The organism is Paenibacillus sp. FSL P4-0127, assembly GCF_038007325.1.
Lineage (GTDB): Bacteria > Bacillota > Bacilli > Paenibacillales > Paenibacillaceae > Fontibacillus > Fontibacillus macerans.
Map to the genome: position 1 here is coordinate 4,202,854 of NZ_JBBOWY010000001.1, position 18,237 is coordinate 4,221,090.

General features: G+C 55.2%; 12 protein-coding genes. 11 read left to right on the plus strand and 1 reads right to left on the minus strand.

Annotation, left to right across the window (positions count from 1 at the left end):
• Positions 1-67 precede the first annotated feature (67 nt).
• The 4 genes from NYE74_RS18950 (at position 68) to NYE74_RS18965 (ending at position 5,093) form a co-directional block, all read left to right on the plus strand.
• On the plus strand, positions 68-1,054 hold the full coding sequence (locus NYE74_RS18950; protein ID WP_036622812.1) for a sugar ABC transporter substrate-binding protein: 987 nt from the start codon (positions 68-70) through the stop codon (positions 1,052-1,054).
• 78 nt (positions 1,055-1,132) lie between these two features.
• The gene (locus NYE74_RS18955) at positions 1,133-2,623 is read left to right on the plus strand and encodes a sugar ABC transporter ATP-binding protein (protein WP_036622814.1); all 1,491 of its coding nucleotides are present in this window, start codon (positions 1,133-1,135) and stop codon (positions 2,621-2,623) included.
• A gap of 7 nt (positions 2,624-2,630) precedes the next feature.
• On the plus strand, positions 2,631-3,611 hold the full coding sequence (locus tag NYE74_RS18960) for an ABC transporter permease (protein WP_082207766.1): 981 nt from the start codon (positions 2,631-2,633) through the stop codon (positions 3,609-3,611).
• Between the two features lie 39 nt (positions 3,612-3,650).
• The gene (locus NYE74_RS18965) at positions 3,651-5,093 is read left to right on the plus strand and encodes a hypothetical protein (RefSeq protein ID WP_036622818.1); all 1,443 of its coding nucleotides are present in this window, start codon (positions 3,651-3,653) and stop codon (positions 5,091-5,093) included.
• Between the two features lie 117 nt (positions 5,094-5,210).
• Here NYE74_RS18965 and NYE74_RS18970 read toward each other — a convergent pair whose 3' ends face one another.
• Complete coding sequence (locus NYE74_RS18970) at positions 5,211-6,206, minus strand: AraC family transcriptional regulator (RefSeq protein WP_124332039.1); 996 nt, start codon at positions 6,204-6,206, stop codon at positions 5,211-5,213.
• 232 nt (positions 6,207-6,438) lie between these two features.
• On the opposite strand from NYE74_RS18970, the gene NYE74_RS18975 reads away from it, so the two are divergent.
• The 7 genes from NYE74_RS18975 (at position 6,439) to NYE74_RS19005 (ending at position 18,216) form a co-directional block, all read left to right on the plus strand.
• Positions 6,439-7,821, plus strand: coding sequence for an MFS transporter (locus NYE74_RS18975; RefSeq protein WP_155619412.1), 1,383 nt, complete (start codon positions 6,439-6,441; stop codon positions 7,819-7,821).
• Between the two features lie 30 nt (positions 7,822-7,851).
• Positions 7,852-9,429, plus strand: a complete 1,578-nt coding sequence (locus NYE74_RS18980) for an alpha-L-rhamnosidase-related protein (RefSeq protein WP_051985426.1) — start codon at positions 7,852-7,854, stop codon at positions 9,427-9,429.
• Between the two features lie 167 nt (positions 9,430-9,596).
• On the plus strand, positions 9,597-10,646 hold the full coding sequence (locus NYE74_RS18985; protein ID WP_036622824.1) for a LacI family DNA-binding transcriptional regulator: 1,050 nt from the start codon (positions 9,597-9,599) through the stop codon (positions 10,644-10,646).
• Between the two features lie 725 nt (positions 10,647-11,371).
• Entirely contained in the window at positions 11,372-14,290 is a 2,919-nt protein-coding gene (locus tag NYE74_RS18990; protein WP_170179986.1) for a beta-galactosidase, read from the plus strand.
• A 123-nt stretch (positions 14,291-14,413) separates the two neighbouring features.
• On the plus strand, positions 14,414-15,283 hold the full coding sequence (locus NYE74_RS18995) for an ABC transporter permease (protein WP_124332210.1): 870 nt from the start codon (positions 14,414-14,416) through the stop codon (positions 15,281-15,283).
• A gap of 199 nt (positions 15,284-15,482) precedes the next feature.
• On the plus strand, positions 15,483-16,394 hold the full coding sequence (locus NYE74_RS19000; RefSeq protein WP_036622828.1) for a carbohydrate ABC transporter permease: 912 nt from the start codon (positions 15,483-15,485) through the stop codon (positions 16,392-16,394).
• A gap of 214 nt (positions 16,395-16,608) precedes the next feature.
• Complete coding sequence (locus tag NYE74_RS19005; RefSeq protein WP_124332041.1) at positions 16,609-18,216, plus strand: DUF3502 domain-containing protein; 1,608 nt, start codon at positions 16,609-16,611, stop codon at positions 18,214-18,216.
• Positions 18,217-18,237 lie beyond the last annotated feature (21 nt).

The following is an 18,237-nucleotide window of genomic DNA, read 5'->3' on the forward strand; positions in this document are numbered from 1 at the left end:
ACAGTGCGCACCGGATCGACCGCAGACGTTCTTTATTCACAAACTGATCATAGGGGGCTGGTTTATTGTGAAAAAGCAATTTTTTAAGTTTTCATTGATAGCGCTTACCGTTTTGGCTCTGTCGGCTTGCGGCAACGGGCAAGGGACCAATGCGGGGAATCAAGCGGGGAGCGGCGATGGCGGCGGCAAGGACGGGACGTACAGCTTTGCTTTCTTGACGAACACGCAGAACAATACGTTCCAAACGGCGATGAATGAAACCTACGAAAGATTGGCCAAGGAGAAAGGTTACAAATATACGATGCTGGACCCGGATTATGATCTGAACAAACAGATCAATCAGATGTCGGACGCGGCCAACCAGGGCTTTGACGCCGTGTTCGTGATCCCGGTCGATTCCGCGGGGATCCGCCAGGGGCTGGAAGCGATGCATGACCGCAACATTCCGGTGTTTAACGTCGACACAGCCGTCATTAAAGAGGATCGAGACCTCGTGAAAAGCATTATCGCCACCGACGCGTACATGGCCGGCAAGCTGATGGGCGAGCAGATGGTAAAAGACTATCCGGATGGCGCCAAAATCGCCATCCTGGACTTTCCTTCCAACGAAAGCTGCGTGCAGCGGGTAGCGGGCTTTATGGACGGCCTCGGCGACAATGCCTCCAAATTTAAAATCGTAGCCCAGCAGGACGGCAAGGCGGCGCTGGACGCCTCGATGCCGATCGCCGAAGACATCATCCAGGCGAATGCCGACATCGACGCCTTCTTTGCGATCAACGATCCGTCGGCTTTGGGCGTAGCGGCGGCGATTAAGGCGAGCGGCAGAACGGATATCGGCGTGTACTCCATCGACGCGTCTCCGGACGGCAAAGCCGCATTGCTCGACGGTTCGTTTACGGCGGTTTCGGCCCAGGTGCCGATTCAGATCGCCGAAACTTCCTTCAATATGGCGGTCGATTATTTGCAGGGTAAGGAGATTAAACCGGAAGTGCTGCTGCCTTCTCATATCGTCACGAAGGAAATGGCCAAAGAAACCGCCGGCAAGTGGCAATAAGCCCCTTAAATTTAGAATGCAAGCGTCCCTTGCATTCTAAATTTTTTCAAGATGATACCGCTTCGGAGGTGAACAACCATGGGAGATAATTTGCTGGAGATGCGTGGGATCGCCAAAAGCTTCGGGGGGACCCATGCGCTCAAGGGCATCGATTTTGAACTGAAAGCCGGCGAGATCCATGCCTTGCTGGGCGAAAACGGCGCAGGCAAATCGACGCTGATCAAAATTTTGGGCGGCATCCATAAGCCCGACCGTGGACAAATCTTTATCGGCGGTGAGCCCGCGGATATCGACAGTGTGCAAAGCGCCCGGGCTTACGGAATCGGCATTATCCACCAGGAAATCGTGCTCGTTCCATATCTCAGCGTTGCCGAGAACATCTTTTTGGGCCGCGAACCGGTCAACAAATGGGGGTTCAAGGACGAAAAGCGGATGAAAGCCGAAGCCAACCGCATGATCGAGCAGCTTGGGCTGAACATCGATGTCACGACATTGGTGGGAGAATTGACGGTGGCTCAGCAGCAGCTGATCGAAATTGTTAAGGCGATTTCATTTAACGTGAAAATCCTGGTGATGGACGAACCGACCTCCTCCTTGTCCGACGAGGAAGTGGGCCGACTGTTCGTGACGATGGAGAAGCTGCGGCGGCAAAACGTCGGCATTATTTATATCTCGCACCGGCTGGAAGAATTGTTTAAGATGGCGGACCGCATCACGGTCATAAGGGACGGCGGTTATGTCGGCACGAAGCGGACCTCGGACACCAATACGGAAGATCTGGTGGCGATGATGGTCGGCCGGGAGCTGGAAAGCTTCTATACCCGTACCTATTCCGTCCGTGACCAGGAGGTGCTGCGCGTTGAAGGGCTGTACAGAGAGGGCGTATTCGAAGACGTCTCCTTCCGGGTGCGCAAAGGCGAAATCCTCGGTTTCTCCGGCCTGGTAGGCGCGGGGAGAAGCGAACTGATGCAAACCATTTTCGGCGCCTACCGGCATAACCGCGGGCGGATTTACTTGAACGGCGGGGAAGTCAGCTTTAAAAATTGCAGCCAGGCTATCGCCAAAGGGATCGCCATGGTTCCGGAAGACCGCAAGGACCAAGGGCTGGTCCTCGAGAACTCGGTCGGCTTCAATCTCACGTTAACGAATCTCGATCAATTGATGGGCAGCCGGTTTTTGATCAGCGAGAAAAAAAGAAGCGAACAGATCGGCAAATACGTGAGCGGCCTGAATATTAAGACCGCCTCGGCGGACATCGAGGTGTCCAGCTTGTCGGGAGGCAACCAGCAGAAGGTCGTTATTGCCAAATGGCTGGCCACGAACCCGCAGCTTCTGATCCTGGACGAGCCTACCCGCGGAGTCGACGTCGGGGCCAAGTCGGAAATCTACGCGATCATCAACCGGTTGGCCAATGAAGGGTTGGCGATTATTATGGTCTCCTCCGATCTTCCGGAGATCATCAATATGTGCGATTCGGTGTGCGTGATGCGGAGCGGCAAGCTGGTGGCGCAATTAAACCGGGAGGAACTGTCCCAGGAAAATATTATGCGCTATGCGACAGGAGGATGAGAAAGCGATGAGCACAAAAAATAGCGCTCTTACATCAATGGTCAGAGGCAATATCGGCATTATATTCGTGTTGCTGGTTTTATGCGTGATTTTATCGATCGTATCGCCGGTGTTCCTGACGACGGAAAACTTGATCACGGTGCTGCGGCAGGTTTCCAACAACGTTTTCCTCGCTCTCGGCATGACCCTGGTGATGATTTTGGGCGGCATCGACCTCTCGGTCGGCGCGATTGTGGCCGTCTCCGGGACGCTGACCGTCGGCTTTATGGTCAATAACGGCATCCCCATGCCCGTGGCGATTTTGCTGGGGATTTTAATCGGCACGCTGCTCGGATTTTTCAACGGGGTGATCATCACCCAATTTAAGCTGCCTGCATTTATCGTGACGCTGGCGACGATGAACATCGCCCAGGGGATTGCTTATATTTACAGCGGCGGACGGTCGGCCCGCATTACCAACGACGCCTATACCCAACTGGGGACGGGGAAGCTGTTCGGTTTTTTGCCTCTGCCCGTACTATATATGGCCATCTTGACGGTTATCTTCATCGTGCTGCTGAACAAAACGAAGTTCGGAACCAACATCTTTGCGATCGGCGGCAACCGGGAAGCGGCCCGTCTGTCGGGCGTGCGCATCAAGAAGGTGGAGATTGCGGTGTATACGCTGGCCGGGCTGCTTTCGGCACTGGCGGGCATCGTGCTTTCGGCGAGAATGTATTCGGGCCAGCCTTCGGTTGGCCAGGGCTATGAAATGGACGCGATCGCAGCCTGCGTGCTGGGCGGAGTGTCCATGGCCGGCGGGCGGGGCCGCATCAGCGGAACGATCTTCGGCGTCATGATCATCGGGGTCGTAAGCAACGGTTTGAACCTGATGGGAGTCAGCTCGTTTTGGCAGCTGCTGGTTAAAGGTTTGATCATCTTGATCGCCGTCCTAATCGACGCCCAAAAGGGCAAAAAGCTTCCGTTTTCCTTCAAATTCGCCAAATAAACCGCAGCATCAGACCAACCAAGAAAAGAGGTTTTGACTATGGACACAACAGCGCAAGCATTCAAATATAAATTTCAAATCATGCTGAACAATCCGGACCATCTGCCGAGGCAAAACGAGCCGGTGATCACCAAGCTGAATTTCTCCGATTACCGGGTTCACCCGGGCAGCCTTGAACTGTATGACGACCAAAACCGCAAGGTCCCGTTTCAACTTATAGACGTGGTGCTTGACGGGGAATTTATCCAGGAAGCGTCGATCGTTTACGTGGTCAGCATGGACAAACGGGTCGCCTCGTACTCACTGTATGCCGGCGGCAAACCGCTTGCTGAGGCCCCTGAGTTTAAGGGCATTCAAAAGCTTGAGCCCGTGCAGGTGGACGGCTTCCGCAGACTGGATACCGGCTACTATATTCTGGAGCTGTGCTCCGGCACCGCCGACGGCACCTCCTACGGCAAATGGGGCATCCGGTATTTCGAAGCCAAGGAAGAACGGAAAAATTTAATCAAGGATTACTCCAATGCGATCGGGGGATTTTACGGTCCTTTCTTCACCCCGAAAAACGGGCTGATCAATCCGCCAGAGCACACGAAGGTGGAATTCGTCGTCGAGGCCGAAGGCCCGATCTACTGCCGGTACCGAATGAACGGCCAGGTACCCGACGGATTGGACGAAAATCTGAAAGGGAAAAAGTTTTCGGTGACCTGGGAGTTTTTCTACAATTCGCCCTGGTTCCGCAGAAAATACGATGTCGACGATTTCTCCACCACGGTGGACGGTATCCCGGTCGTCAACAAAATTACCGTCGGGGACGAATTCGAGAGCGGCCAAGGCAACCGCGTCTTTACCTCCTTCGCTTCTTACGGGGGCACGTATTACCGGGAAGGCGACCTGTACGCCAACATTTTGTCGGACGGCGTGCACCGTCTGCTTGCTGACGCGGACAAGCTGGGGAACGACAAGCTGAAGCAGTACAAGGCGAGCATCGGGGAGAATATCAACGAGGTGTCCTGGGACTATTTCTGGCGACTCTTTTGCATCCAGGACGGGATTTTGACGGCGGAGGAAATCAAGGCGCATATTGCCGAGATCATCCCCGAATCCCATAAACAGGTGCACCAAAGCGAGCGGAACGAACAAGTGCTGTTCCAAAAGCAGGTGGACGTCAACAGTGCGCCCGAGCAGACCATTTTCCCGCTGAGCGCCAACAAAACCGCCGAGATCAACGATGAAACCGGCTATGCCATGGTGTGGTACACGAGCGAGGTCGTATCGCGTTACCAAATCGTGCAGCGCAGTGATTCCGGCTGGGTGAACTGGGGCACGAACGGGGAAAACGAACATCCCGAGCTGCCGACCGGCTCGACGATTTATACGGCTTACGGCAAATTTGCGGACTGGGAGAAGCAGGCGGATGCGATGGAGAAAAATATCGACTCCAAGCAAGGGCTGGCGCAAGTTTTGAACGGTTATATAAGCTAAAACAGGCTGTTTTTCGGGAAAGGGTTCCGATGAGTAGCCGGTTTGAGTTTCGCTATACCGAGATCGCGAGTTGCAAGGGGAACACCCTGCACTCGCGATATTTTTGGATAAAGGCTATTATGACCGGTTCGCTTTGCGATATTTCGCAGGGGTCGTCTCGAAGTGGCCGGCAAACGCCCGGTAAAAAAAGCCGAGGCTTTGGTAACCGATCCCGTAAGCGATTTCCTCAATGCTTTGCTCCGTATTGGCCAGGAGGGAAGCGGCATGGATCATGCGCTGCGTTTTGACCAGTTCCATGAACGTTTTGCCCGTTCTTTTCTTGAGTAAATTCCCCAGGTAGTTGGGATTATAATTAAACGCCGTCGCCAGGTCCGCAAGCGTGCAGGTTTGATAATTAGCTTCTATATAACCCAGGATATGGACCAAATTCGCTTTCCTTTCGGGATCGGAATTCGTCTCATTTGTGTGATACGAAAACACCCGCATTAATTCCGTAAACACGATCATCATGTAATTGTAAATCATTTCTTGCGAGTAGACCCGGCTGTCGAACGCCTCGCACATCATATTTTTGATGAATAAGTGCAGGTTTTCATGGTGCTCGGATTCGAACACAATATAGCGGTTGTGGTCGGTGCTTTCGGAAATAGCGTTCACCAAAAAATTCGAAACGATCCCTTTCGTTTTGAATCTCCCTAAAGCCGAAGTGAAAATCTCCTTTTTCATAATGATATTCACCAGCAGATCGTTTTCCCCCATCGCTTCAATGCGGTGCAAAACATCCGTATCCAGCAGGCAAACTTGTCCTTCCCGCAGAATGACTTTTTTCTCGTTAATCCACTGAACGCAGGATCCCGAATAGATGTAATTCATTTCGATAAAATTGTGGAGATGCAGCGGCATCGGCGCAAAACGGTTATGCTTGCGGACGTGGATCGGGCCTTGTTCGAAAAACAGACTGTCCGGCATGCGGAAATAAGTCCCGTCCTCGCCGATCCATTCCTCGGGCCATTCCTCGGGCCAAATGTCATTTACGTTTTCCCGCGTTTGCAACTGCTTGGTTTCAATCTCATTGACCGTGCGCAAATATTGGTCAAGCTCTTGATGGTTCATAAGACAACAATCCTTCCAAGAAAAAGCATTAAGTTTAGTATACCTGTAAAAAGGAGAAAAGATAACCGTAATTAAGAAATTGTATAGGCTTACCGAAAGCGTTTTAATATGAATAGATCAAAATTTACCGAGGCGCCTCTAAATCTTTAGAAAGGAGAATACTTCGAAGCGTAACTGCTTTTTATTGCGAATTTATCTTCGGTAAAAACAATTGATATGGGGTGTAAATAACATGAGCACGGTATTAGCGACCGGAAATAAAGAAACGCCGCAAGATGCGGCGATGGCGAAAATCGGGCTGGGCGAAAAGCTGGGATACGGCGCGGGGGATATCGCGAGCAACCTGATCTGGACAGCGTTGTCCATGTTTGTCACTTATTACTATACGGATGTCGCCGGCTTGGCCGCTGCCGCTATCGGTACTATGTTCCTCGTTGCCCGCGTGTTGGACGCCTTTGTCGATGTCGGAGTAGGGGCAATGGTGGACAAAACGAAAACGAAATTCGGAAAAGCCCGGCCCTGGCTGCTGTGGTGGGCGATTCCGTTCGGCATCTCCGGCGTGCTGCTGTTTTCCATGCCCGATCTCGGCCCGGCGGGATCGCTGTTTTACGCTTATGCCACCTATCTGCTGATCAACATCATCTATTCGGCGATCAACATTCCTTACGGCGTGCTCAGCTCCTTAATGACGCAGGATCCGTATCAGCGTTCTTTGCTGAACATTTTCCGGATGGTGATGGCGCTGGTAGGCATGCTGATCGTATCCAACGGAACCCTTCCGCTGGTGGCGGGGCTCGGGGGCGGGAAACCGGCCTGGACATTGACATTTGCGGCGTTCAGCGCGGTTGCGGTCATCCTGTTTTTGATTACGTTCCTGACGGCCAGAGAACGCGTCCGTCCGGCGGTGGTTAATAAGGATATCCCTTTGAAAAGAGGCCTTCCCGCACTGTTCCGCAACAAGTATTGGGTGCTTGTGCTTTTGCTGAATACCGTATTTTACGGAATGCAAGCGGTAACATCGGCGGTCAACGTGTACTATGCCCAATATTTGCTCGGCAATAAGGACCTGGTGGGGCTGCTGACCATCGCGCAGCTTGTTCCGATGATGCTCGGTTTGCTTGCGCTGGCTCCCGTCATTAAGAAATTCGGCAAACGGAACGTCGCTTTGGCGGGAATGGCGGTCATGGCCGTCGGCTGCTTGATCCCGGCCATAGATCCAGCGAACGTAACGGTCGTGATCGTCTCGACCGTAGTCAAAGCCCTCGGCACCGCGCCGCTGATCGGAACGATTTTTGCTTTTGCGGCCGACACGGTCGACTACGGGGAGTGGAAGACAGGCATGCGCACGGAAGGGCTCATCTTCAGCGCTTCCAGCTTCGGCGGCAAAACGGGCAGCGGCCTGGGCGGGGCCATGGTCGGCTGGATGCTGGCTTTCAGCGGCTATGTCGGAGGCCAGGAAGCCGTTTCTGCGTCGGCCTCTCACGCGATTCAATTCCTTTTTATCTATTTTCCGGCCATCCTATGCGCCGTATTATTCGTGATTTTATGGTTCTATAAGCTGGATAAAGAGTACCCGAAGATTTTGGCGGAGCTCCAAGCTATTAAAAAAATGTAAAAAGAATGCTGATAGGAGGTATCTTCTCTAATGGCAAACGATAGAGAAACTTATGAATCTTCACCCGCCGTTGTTCCTAAGCGCTCGTTCATTGAGCAAGCGGAACGCTTAAAGCCCGTTCTTCTTCAACGGGATGAGGAGGCCCGGCAAAACGTTGAGGTCGTGCCGGACGAGCGCGCGATCCATGGCTGGCGGGCCATCGCCGCGTCGAGCGCGGACACGCTTGCCCCGCAAAGTTTCGGAAAGGGCGATGCGGTCATTTTGGACTTTGGCGACCACCGGGTCGGTTATGTTTCCTTGGACGTAAAGCCGGTCGGGAGCCCGCCGGACGCACCGCTCAGACTTAAGCTTACGTTTGGAGAAATGCCTGTTGAGGTGGCGGAGCCTCTTGCAAACTACAACGGCTGGATCAGCAGCTCCTGGCTGCAGGAAGAGACGATCACGGTTGACGTGCTTCCTTGCCGCATCGAAATGCCGCGGCGCTACAGCTTCCGCTATCTGAAGCTCGAAGTTCTCGATACGTCCAGAAAGTACCGCGTCGCGTTCGACCGCGTGCTATGCCGAACCGTTACCTCGGCCGATCCGGCGCAAGTCGTCCCGTTGGTACACGCGGATCCGCTGTTAACGGAGATCGACCGGGTCAGCGTGCGTACGCTGGAGGATTGCATGCAGGACGTGTTCGAGGACGGACCGAAGCGGGACCGCCGGCTATGGCTCGGCGACCTTCGCCTTCAGGCGCTGGCCAATTACGAGACGTTCCGCAATTACGATCTGGTCAAGCGTTGTCTTTACCTGTTCGCCAGCGTTCCCGATGAGCGGGGGCGGGTGACTTCCAATTTGTTTATTGAACCCGGCATCATTGCGGACGATACGTATTTTTTGGACTACTCCCTGTTCTTTACGACGGCCCTTCACGACTATTTCAGGGCCAGCGAAGACAAGGCGACGCTGCAAGAGCTGTGGCCGACCGCACGCCGGCAGGCGGAGCTGGCTTTGGAGTGCTTGGATGAGCGGAATATCGTCATGGATCGGGAAGGATGGGGCGCGTTCATCGACTGGCATCCGAAGTTGAACAAGCAGGCGTCGGCTCACGCCGTATTGATCTACGCCTTGAAGCGGGCCGTCCCTCTCGCCGAGCTGCTCGGCTGCGAGAGCGCTCCCCGTTTTGCGGAGCGGCTTAAAGCGTTGGAAGCGGCGGCCATGGCAGATCTGTGGGACGCGGAGCGCGGTTTTTTCGTAAGCGGCCCGGAGCGCCAAGTATCCTGGGCTAGTCAAATCTGGTTCGTTTTGGCCGAAGTATTGCCTAAGGAGGACAGCCGCTTGCTGATGCTGCGTCTATTGGCCGAACGGCCGCAGGTGGGGCCAACGACCCCCTATATGTATCACCATCTCATTGAGGCGCTGCTTCTGACGGGGCTAAAAGAAGAAGCCGTGAGCCGGATGAAGGCGTATTGGGGAGGAATGATCGCCGACGGCGCCGATACCTTCTGGGAGCTCTACGATCCGGAGAACAAAAGCTTTTCCCCATACGGCAGTTATTTGATCAACAGCTATTGCCATGCCTGGAGCTGCACGCCGGCCTATTTGATCCGCCATTATCGACTGTAATCATGCTGCACCAAGGAACTCTTGCCCGCCGCCCGGCGGGGAAGGGGTCCTTTTGAGGATTTTCATCAAAAACCAGCGAAGGCCGCGGCAGGACGCCCGGTTTTCATTTAACGAGGATTCTGGTATACTTGGTTTCGTCCCCAATAAATGCCAAGTAGGTGACTTTTGTGAAACCGGTTACAGTTTACGATATCGCGAAAGAGGCGAATGTTTCCGTGGCCACGGTTTCCCGGGTGCTGAACAATACCGCGCCGGTCAAAAAAGAGACCCGGGAGCGCATCAACGAACTGATTAACAAATACCAGTTTCAACCGAACGCGCTGGCCCGCAGTTTGACCAAAAAAGAGACGGGGATGATCGGCATCATCCTGCCGGACATTACGAATCCTTTTTTTCCGGAGGTATTGTCCGGGTTCGACCGGGAGGCGAGAAAGCAAGGTTATACTTATTTCCTTTGCGACACCGTGTCCGCCAACGGGGACAGCGCCGACCAGTATGTCCGCGAATCGCAGTATTTGAACGTGCTGACGGAGAAGCAGGTGGACGGCATCGTTATGCTGGGCGGGCGGATCGATCTGGCCAAACCCGGAAAAGAGCTTACGGAGGAAGTCGTCGAGGTCGGCAAAAAACTGCCTTTGCTGCTCATCAACGGACGGCTGCCCGGATCATCGCTTAGCCGGGTGGCCGCGGACGAGCGGCTTGGCGCGGAACTGGCGACCCGGCATCTCATCGGGCTGGGGCACCGCGACATCGCCGTTGTCGGCGGATATCGGCATATGTCGAATACGCTGCAGCGTATCGCGGGGTTCACGAAAACGATGGAGCGGCACGGCATCCCGGTACGGAGGGAATGGATGCTTCACGAAGGTTTTTCCGTGGCGAGCGGCACGGCGTTTATGGATCGGCTGTTAAGTTTGCCGCAGCGGCCGACGGCGATCTTTTGCCTGAACGACCTCGTGGCGATCGGCGCGCTCAAAGCGGCCGCCAAAGCCGGGCTGAAAGTGCCCGGGGACATTTCGATCGTCGGCTATGACGACATTCCGTTCGCGTCCAACAGCATTCCGGAGCTGACCACCGTATCGCTGCGCGCAAACGAACTCGGACGCACGGCGGCCGAAATTCTGCACAAAATGATAACCAAGGACAAGGTAGCCAAGACAACCTTGCTCAAGCCCGAGCTGGTCGTGCGCGAATCCACCGCCGCCCCTGCCGAATAACGATTGACACAGCAGGGGGAGCAGGGAGGAGGAATGCCTGAATAAAAGTGTTGACAACGTTGTGACGTCAGGCTAAAATAGCGGATGAAAACCCTTACATTCTATGGGCCAACCCCGGTCCAACGATTCAACCGTTCCAAAATTTATGTAATATGCATTGATCACAGCAACTTTCTCCGCAACTAACTTACAATCGACCTTGTAATCTTACCACGAATCGCAATCCATTAGAGTTTCAAGTTGCATTTCTCCTATGTTTTTCAGCGTGTTTTTTCTGGCTTTATTTAGAAGCGGCGTTTGACAGCCGGCTACCGGTACGCTCAACCGTTCCCGCCTTCAAAATAGCGGCACTTTAAGTGCTTATATTGGAAGCCGTAGCATGTTCACCCCCATTAGAGGCATTTTATGTACTTATTTTCCTAAGAATGGCCCAGTACGAGGGGATTTTCTTGCGACTGGGGAAAAAGCGGTATAATTTCCCTTTATTTCTCGCGAATTGCCTGATATCGCCGGAATAACGACCGTTTTTGCGCTTATTTTTACCCCTGAGACTTTCAAAGCATTTTTCCGAATTTCAGACCTCTGTGTGGCCATTCCAGAAATGAAACCCGTTTCATTCGCTGTGGCCATGGTGCCCAAAAATTATTTTTTGCATATAATGAAACGGGTTTCATGAAATGGGTTTCACTAAAATTCAGCAAAAATTGGCGAGGAGTGATTCAAGCTTGAGTATCCGTATCCGTGTCCGCTCCGAAGCGGCCGTAAGCTTTGGCGGCAATGCCGTCCGAATCGGCGGGGAGAGCGTGCTCCTTTTGTCGGCTTCGCTGTTCTACTTCCGAATCCCCCGCGAACATTGGCGGGAGAGGATGGAGCAGGTTAAAGCGCTGGGCTACAACAGTATCGATGTTTATTTTCCTTGGAACTTTCATGAACGGCGGGAAAACGTTTGGGATTTCGAGGGGATGCGGGATGCGGAAACGTTTTTGCGCCTGGCCGCCGAAGCCGGACTGTGGGTGATCGCGCGGCCCGGGCCGTACATCTGCTCCGAATGGGACGGAGGCGGGCTGCCGGCTTACCTTTACGCCAAACAGCCGCCGATGAAGTTAAGGGATAACGATCCGGTTTTCCTGGAGCATGTCGGCAGGTGGTATGACAAAATCATGCCGATCCTGCAAAAGCAGCAAGCCGGTGCAGGGGGAAGCGTGATTTGCGTGCAACTGGACAATGAGCTCGATTTTTACGATTGCGACGACCCCAAGGGGTATATTTCCGCGCTTCGCGATCTTGCTTTGACGTATGGAATCCGGGTTCCGCTCACCGCGTGCGCCGGACAGGGCGGGCTTCTTCAAGCCTCGGGGCTGGCGGAAGGCGTGGTGCCGACTTGCAATTTTTACCCGCATGACCGCGATCCCGAATTCGAGAGCAAGGCGCTTCATTACCGGGAGAAGCTTGCCGATTTGCATGTTCCGCTGCTGGTGACGGAGACGAACCGCACCCATTACCTGCTGCGCCGGCTGCTGTCGGCCGGGGCCAAGCTGCTCGGGCCGTACCTGCAAGTATCCGGGACGAATTTCGGATTTACGAACGCAACAAACAATTGGGGTAAACCGCTGGCGTTCCTCGCCTCGGATTACGATTTCGGCGGCATGATCTCCCCGGAGGGGCATATCCGTCCGGAAGCTTATGAAGGCAGGCTGCTCGGCAGGCTGATCCGCGCGTACGGAGCGGCGCTGGCGGAAGCGGAGCCTGCCGCGAAGCCGGCGTGGAAGGCCGAGGGGGACACGGAACATGTTTTTGGCCCCTTTGCGCTGGGGCTGGCAGGCGGCGGTCAGCTTGTTTTCATCACCAATGGGGATGAGCGCGACAAGCGGATCGCGCTGCGAGCGGCGGATGAAGGCCTGCTTCTCCCGTCCTCCGGAACACTGAAGCTTTGCGGCTTAAGATCCCTGGCTTTGCCGGTCGATGTGCCCTTGTCCGTTTGGGGCCTGCCAGGACGTATTGTTTATTCGACGGCCGAGCTTTATATGGCGGAGCGGCAGGAAGGGGGAACGGTGTTGGCTTTCCATGCGGCGGGAAGCGGGGAAATAGCGCTGGCGATCGATGCGCCGGTGGCGTCGGCAGCGGCGGAACAGGCGACGCTTGAACAAACGGATCGCCAGCTGCGCGTCAGGTTTGCCGGGACCGGGACGGCTTTGTGCCGAATCCGCTTGGAGGATGGAAGGTTGTTGACCTTGATCGTCACCGATTATTTGAAAGCGCTTTATACCGAGAGTATCTCGATAAACGGCAAGATTACAGTCACCCTGCCGTCAGCCGAAACGGAGCAGCCCGCAGATAACGTTGCTGGGAACTGGCGCTTAAGCTTGGCGGATGGAGGTAAGCTGGGTGGGTATGCTGACAAGGTCGGCGAAGCAAGCTCGCAGGCACCGTTTCTGGAGCAATTGGGCGTTTACCGGGGGTTTGCTTGGTACGAAGCATCCGCCTTAGTGCCGGTGGGCGCAAAAATCAGAGGTTTTCTTGTCCGCCAAGGCAGCGACGTCATTTCGCTGTACGCGGGCGGCCGGTACATCGGAACGGCGACCCCTGGAGGAAGGAGCGCCTTTATTTCGGCCGAAATGGAGGATTTCCCAGGGGGGACGCTCGGGCTGCAAGTCCGGGCGGAAATTTGGGGGCACACCAATTTCGACGATGCCCGGCTTCCGGGACTCAGACTGCCGGCGCTGAAGGGCATCAGCGGACTCACGGCGGTTACCCGCGTCCGCGACATCAGCTCCAACTGGCGCGTATTCCAGCGGGCGGCTGAGGCGATCGGGGCAGGCGTTGCGGAAGTCCGCGGGACCGCCAGGACCGGCAAGACCGCCAAGGCAGAGATGATCGATAAGGCAAAGATGATCGACAAGACGGATAAGATCGCCAGGATTGACCCTGCCGATGAATCGCTGTGGCCGCTGGTCGGCTTTGGCGGTTGGCTGACGGCCGACCAGCGGTCGCATGAAATTTTCCGCAGGGAGTTCGAGCCGTCGTCAGGCGCCGCGGCGTGGGTGCTGCATTTTAAGGGCCTGGAGGCCGAGGCGCGGCTCGAAGTCAACGGGAATGATGCGGGCCCGGTTCGGCGGTTCGATCCGTTCATCGATATCACCCCTTACGTTACCCCTGGCGAAACCGTCCGGTTGACGGTGTACTTGAAGCGAACCCTTGGGCAATCCGCCGGACGCGTCATCATTTATGAAGGTTATGCGGCCAATGGGTTCACCGTTTTCGCCGCGGAGGAGCCGCAGCTAACGGCCAGCGCCGAAGCGGCCCAAGCGTCCGCCGCTGCGCAGGAGCTGCCGCTGACGCTCGCTTCCGGCGCCGCCGGCTGGCTGTTTGGCCGCGTGAAAAGCTCTGCGGCGGGCAAGGGCTGGCGAGTCCGAGCAGCCGGCTCCGGCCTGAAGCTCACGGTGTTCATGGGCGAGCGGATCGTCGGCCGGCTGTGGCTCCCGGGAGGTGCGGCAAGGCCGGTGATCGCCGGAGGCAGCGCGGACTCGTTTTATTTGCCGGGTCCATGGCTCGGCGCGGAAGGCGAACCGCTATCCATCTTTCTTGAGGCCGTTGATCCGCAGGCTCACGGAAAGCTGGAGTCGCTCGATTTTATACCGGTATGAAAGGAGGCGCCGTAAATGGCAACCGCTTCGCAAACGCAGGCGCACACCGGGCGGCATCGCCGCCAGCCGCTTCATGGCAGCGGCCGCTGGAGACGTTTCCGCAACAATCGAACGCTGCTGCTGATGTGTCTGCCGGCCATCCTGTTTTTCATCGTGTTCGCTTATTTGCCAATGCCGGGCCTGTATCTTGCGTTCATTAAATACAACTACACGGACGGCATTTTCCGCAGTCCGTTCGTCGGCTTCGACAATTTCAAATTTCTCGTGATGACCGGGGACCTGTGGCGGCTGACTTTTAATACGGTCGTGTACAATCTGGCTTTTATCTTGCTGGGGAACGTGCTGCAAATCGTCGTCGCCGTTTTCCTTAACGAAATCCGCCAGAAATGGTTCAAAAAAGTGACCCAGACGCTCATGTTCCTGCCGCATTTCATTTCGGCGGTGCTGATCGGCCTGATCGCGTACAACGTGCTCAGCTACGATTACGGGCTGCTGAACAGCATTTTAACCTCGCTTGGCATGGACCCGGTCAAAACATATTCCAATGCCAGCATCTGGCCTTACATTATCGTGCTGACCTACTTATGGCAGTCGACGGGTTACGGCTCGATCGTCTATTTCGCGGCGATTATGGGGCTCGACAACGAAATCATCGAAGCTTCGGAGATCGACGGGGCGAACGCCTTCCAGCGCATCCGCTACATCGTGCTCCCCTGGCTGAAGCCGACGTTCATCATTTTGCTGCTGTTCTCGCTGGGCGGCATTCTCCGCGGCAATTTCGGCCTGTTCTTCAACCTCGTCGGGGCCAACAACACAGCGCTGTACGCCACGACGGACATTATCGAAACCTATGTATTCCGCGCGCTCATGACCAACTTCAACTTCTCCATCGGCAGCGCGGTCAGCCTGTACCAGTCGGTGTTCGGCTTTTTCGTGGTGATCACGGCCAACTGGCTGGTCAAAAAAATCTCCCCCGACAACTCTCTTTTTTAGTGAGAGTTCAGAAAATCCAGGTTTTCAGGATCGATAAGGTTGAATGAAGCTAGAGACGAAAGTAGCAGAGCGTAGGGCGAACCTGCGTAAGCAACGGAAAGCCTGGCTGAATTCAAGATTTGACGTCGAGTTCACTTCAAGAAAGGCTTCGTCATGGAAAGATGACTCTTTGAACAACCATTTCTAGGAGGCGGCGCGCATGGATGATACCCACGAAACCCGCAGCATCCGCACGGATTTGAGCGGGATCGTCGTCAAACTGGTCGGCTACGTGTTCATCGGACTGTTCTCGCTGTTCTGTCTGCTGCCGTTTCTGCTCGTACTCGGCACTTCTTTTACGGCGGAGGCGGCGATCAAAAAATACGGCTTCAATTTTTGGCCCAGGGAGTTCAGCACGTTTTCCTACAAAATCGTGTTTGAGAACCCGGGGCTCATCGTCGGCTCCTACCTCGTGACGATCGGCATCACCGTGGTGGGAACGGCGGTGGGGCTGTTCCTGGTGGCCATGACCGGGTACGCGCTGCAGCGGCCCGATTTCCAGTACCGCAATAAAATTTCTTTTTTCATATATTTTACGACACTGTTTTCCGGCGGGTTGGTGCCGTTTTATCTGCTTGTGACGCAGTACCTGAGTTTAAAAGACAACTATCTGGCGGTGCTGCTGCCGGGGCTGCTCAGCCCGTTTCTGATCATCATGATGAAAAGCTTCGTCCGTTCGATTCCGCATGCGATCACCGAATCCGCCAAAATCGACGGGGCCGGCGATTTTACGATTTTCGTGCGGCTGATCCTGCCGATGACGACGCCGGCGTTGGCCACGATCGGCCTGTTCATCGCCCTCGGCTATTGGAACGAATGGTACAACTCGATGCTGTTCCTGTCGCCGGATGTGAAGTACCGGCCGCTGCAATTGTTCCTGTATAACGTGATCACCAGCGCCGACTTTATCCGCAACTCGGCGGCGGCTTCCAACGTGGAACTGCGCGACGTGCCGCTCGAATCGATGAAGATGGCGACGGCGATCGTGGCGACGGGGCCGGTTATTTTGTTCTATCCGTTCGTGCAGCGCTATTTTATCAAAGGGATTACGGTCGGCGCGGTCAAAGGCTGAGGAGGTCATGCGTTTAAGTGAGAGTTCAAGAAGTCAGGTTCTCCGCACCGAGAAGGTTGGATAAAGCCAGGGAATGAGCAGCGGAGCGTAGGGGGGCCTGCGTGAGCAACGGAAGGACCGGGTGAATTCAAGATTCGATGCCGAATCCGCTTCGTGATCAAAAGATGACTTTTTGAACAACCTCAACACATATTCAAAAGGGAGGTTTAATTCCATGAGCAAGTGGAAAAAAGGGTTAAGCCTGCTGCTGACGGCGATGCTCGTGTTCGTGCTGGCATCGTGCGGCGGCAATGGCGGCGGAGGCGGAGACGCGAAAGGGAGCGCCGGCAATTCCGGGGGGAACTCGGCGAATCCCGGCGCGGAGGGCAGCGGAGATATCGACACGTCGAAGTTCGTCAAGATCAGCTATCTGGTGCTCGGCGACAAGCCGAAAAACGGGCAGTTCGAAAAGGTGCTGGCCGAAGTGAACAAAATCATGAAGGAAAAGATCAACGCCGAACTGGAATGGAAATGGATCGAATGGGCCGACTGGCAGACGAAATACAATCTCGCGCTGGCTTCCGGCGAGCCGTACGATCTGATCACGATCGGCACGGACTGGCTGGACACGTGGGGCAACGCGCAGCGCGGCGCGTTTATGAACCTTGATGAGCTGCTGCCCAAATACGCGCCGGAAACGTGGAAGTCGGTTCCCGAGGAAGATTGGAAGGAAAGCATGTACAACGGCAAAATCGTGCTGATTCCGGAAAACGATTACACGCAGTGGGTAAACCACGGCTTTTTCTACCGCGGCGACTGGGCGAAGGAAGCCGGGATCACCGAACCGATCAAGGATTGGGAAAGCATCGGGAAGTACCTGCAGTATATCAAGGACAACAAACCGGACGTCATTCCCTGGGACGCCGCATCGGGCACGCAGACATGGGGCGGATTCGTGCAGTCCTCCACCGACGAGCTGGAGCTGCCGATCTCGACCGGTTTCCTGCCGGTCTACACGGCCAAATCTTATGAAGAGAAATTTACCGTCGTCAGCCCCGTTTTTGAGGACGTGTTCTTGGACTACGCGACGATGATGAAAAGCTGGGCCGACAAAGGCTTCTGGCGCGAGGATGCGCTGAACAACAAAAACAATAACCGGGACGCGTTGAAGGCGGGCCTGTCCGGCCTTGACCAGCATCACACCCAGACGTTCTCCGGCTTGCGGGTGGAGATGGACCGGCTGCAGCCAGGATCGGAGCTGCAAATGTTCCCGTTCTCCCGGACGCGCGGCACGAACCTGATGGAGCTGTCGATCACGCACGGCGGCACCTCGGTTGGCGCGCACAGCAAAAACCCGGAGCGAGCTTTGATGGCCTACGACCTGATCCGCAACAACGAGCAGGTTTACCACTTGCTCAACTACGGCATCGAAGGGGTGCAATACGTGATCAAGGACGGCAAACGCGCCCGTCCCGAAGGGTATGACGACGTCAGAGACAACTTCTACTCCGATTTCTGGGGCGGCCGGGTCGACAAGTTTGAAATTTCGAGCGAAACGACTTGGGATCAGATCGAAGAGACGCTGTACGCCGAATACGACAAGATCAAAAAGCCTTACGTTTACGGGCAATTCGTGTTCGACAAGACGCCCGTGGAAGCGGAGCTGACGGCGATTTCGCAAGTAACCGGGGAACTTGGTCCGGCGATCGTAATGGGCAAGGCGGGCGATCCGGCAGCGGCGGTGGAGGAGTTCCGCAGCAAACTGAAGCAGGCCGGGTACGACAAAGTGCTGGCCGAGCTGCAAAAGCAACTGGACGCGTATAAAGCGCAGCTGGGCGAGTGACCTCGGCGATCGGCGCTGCTG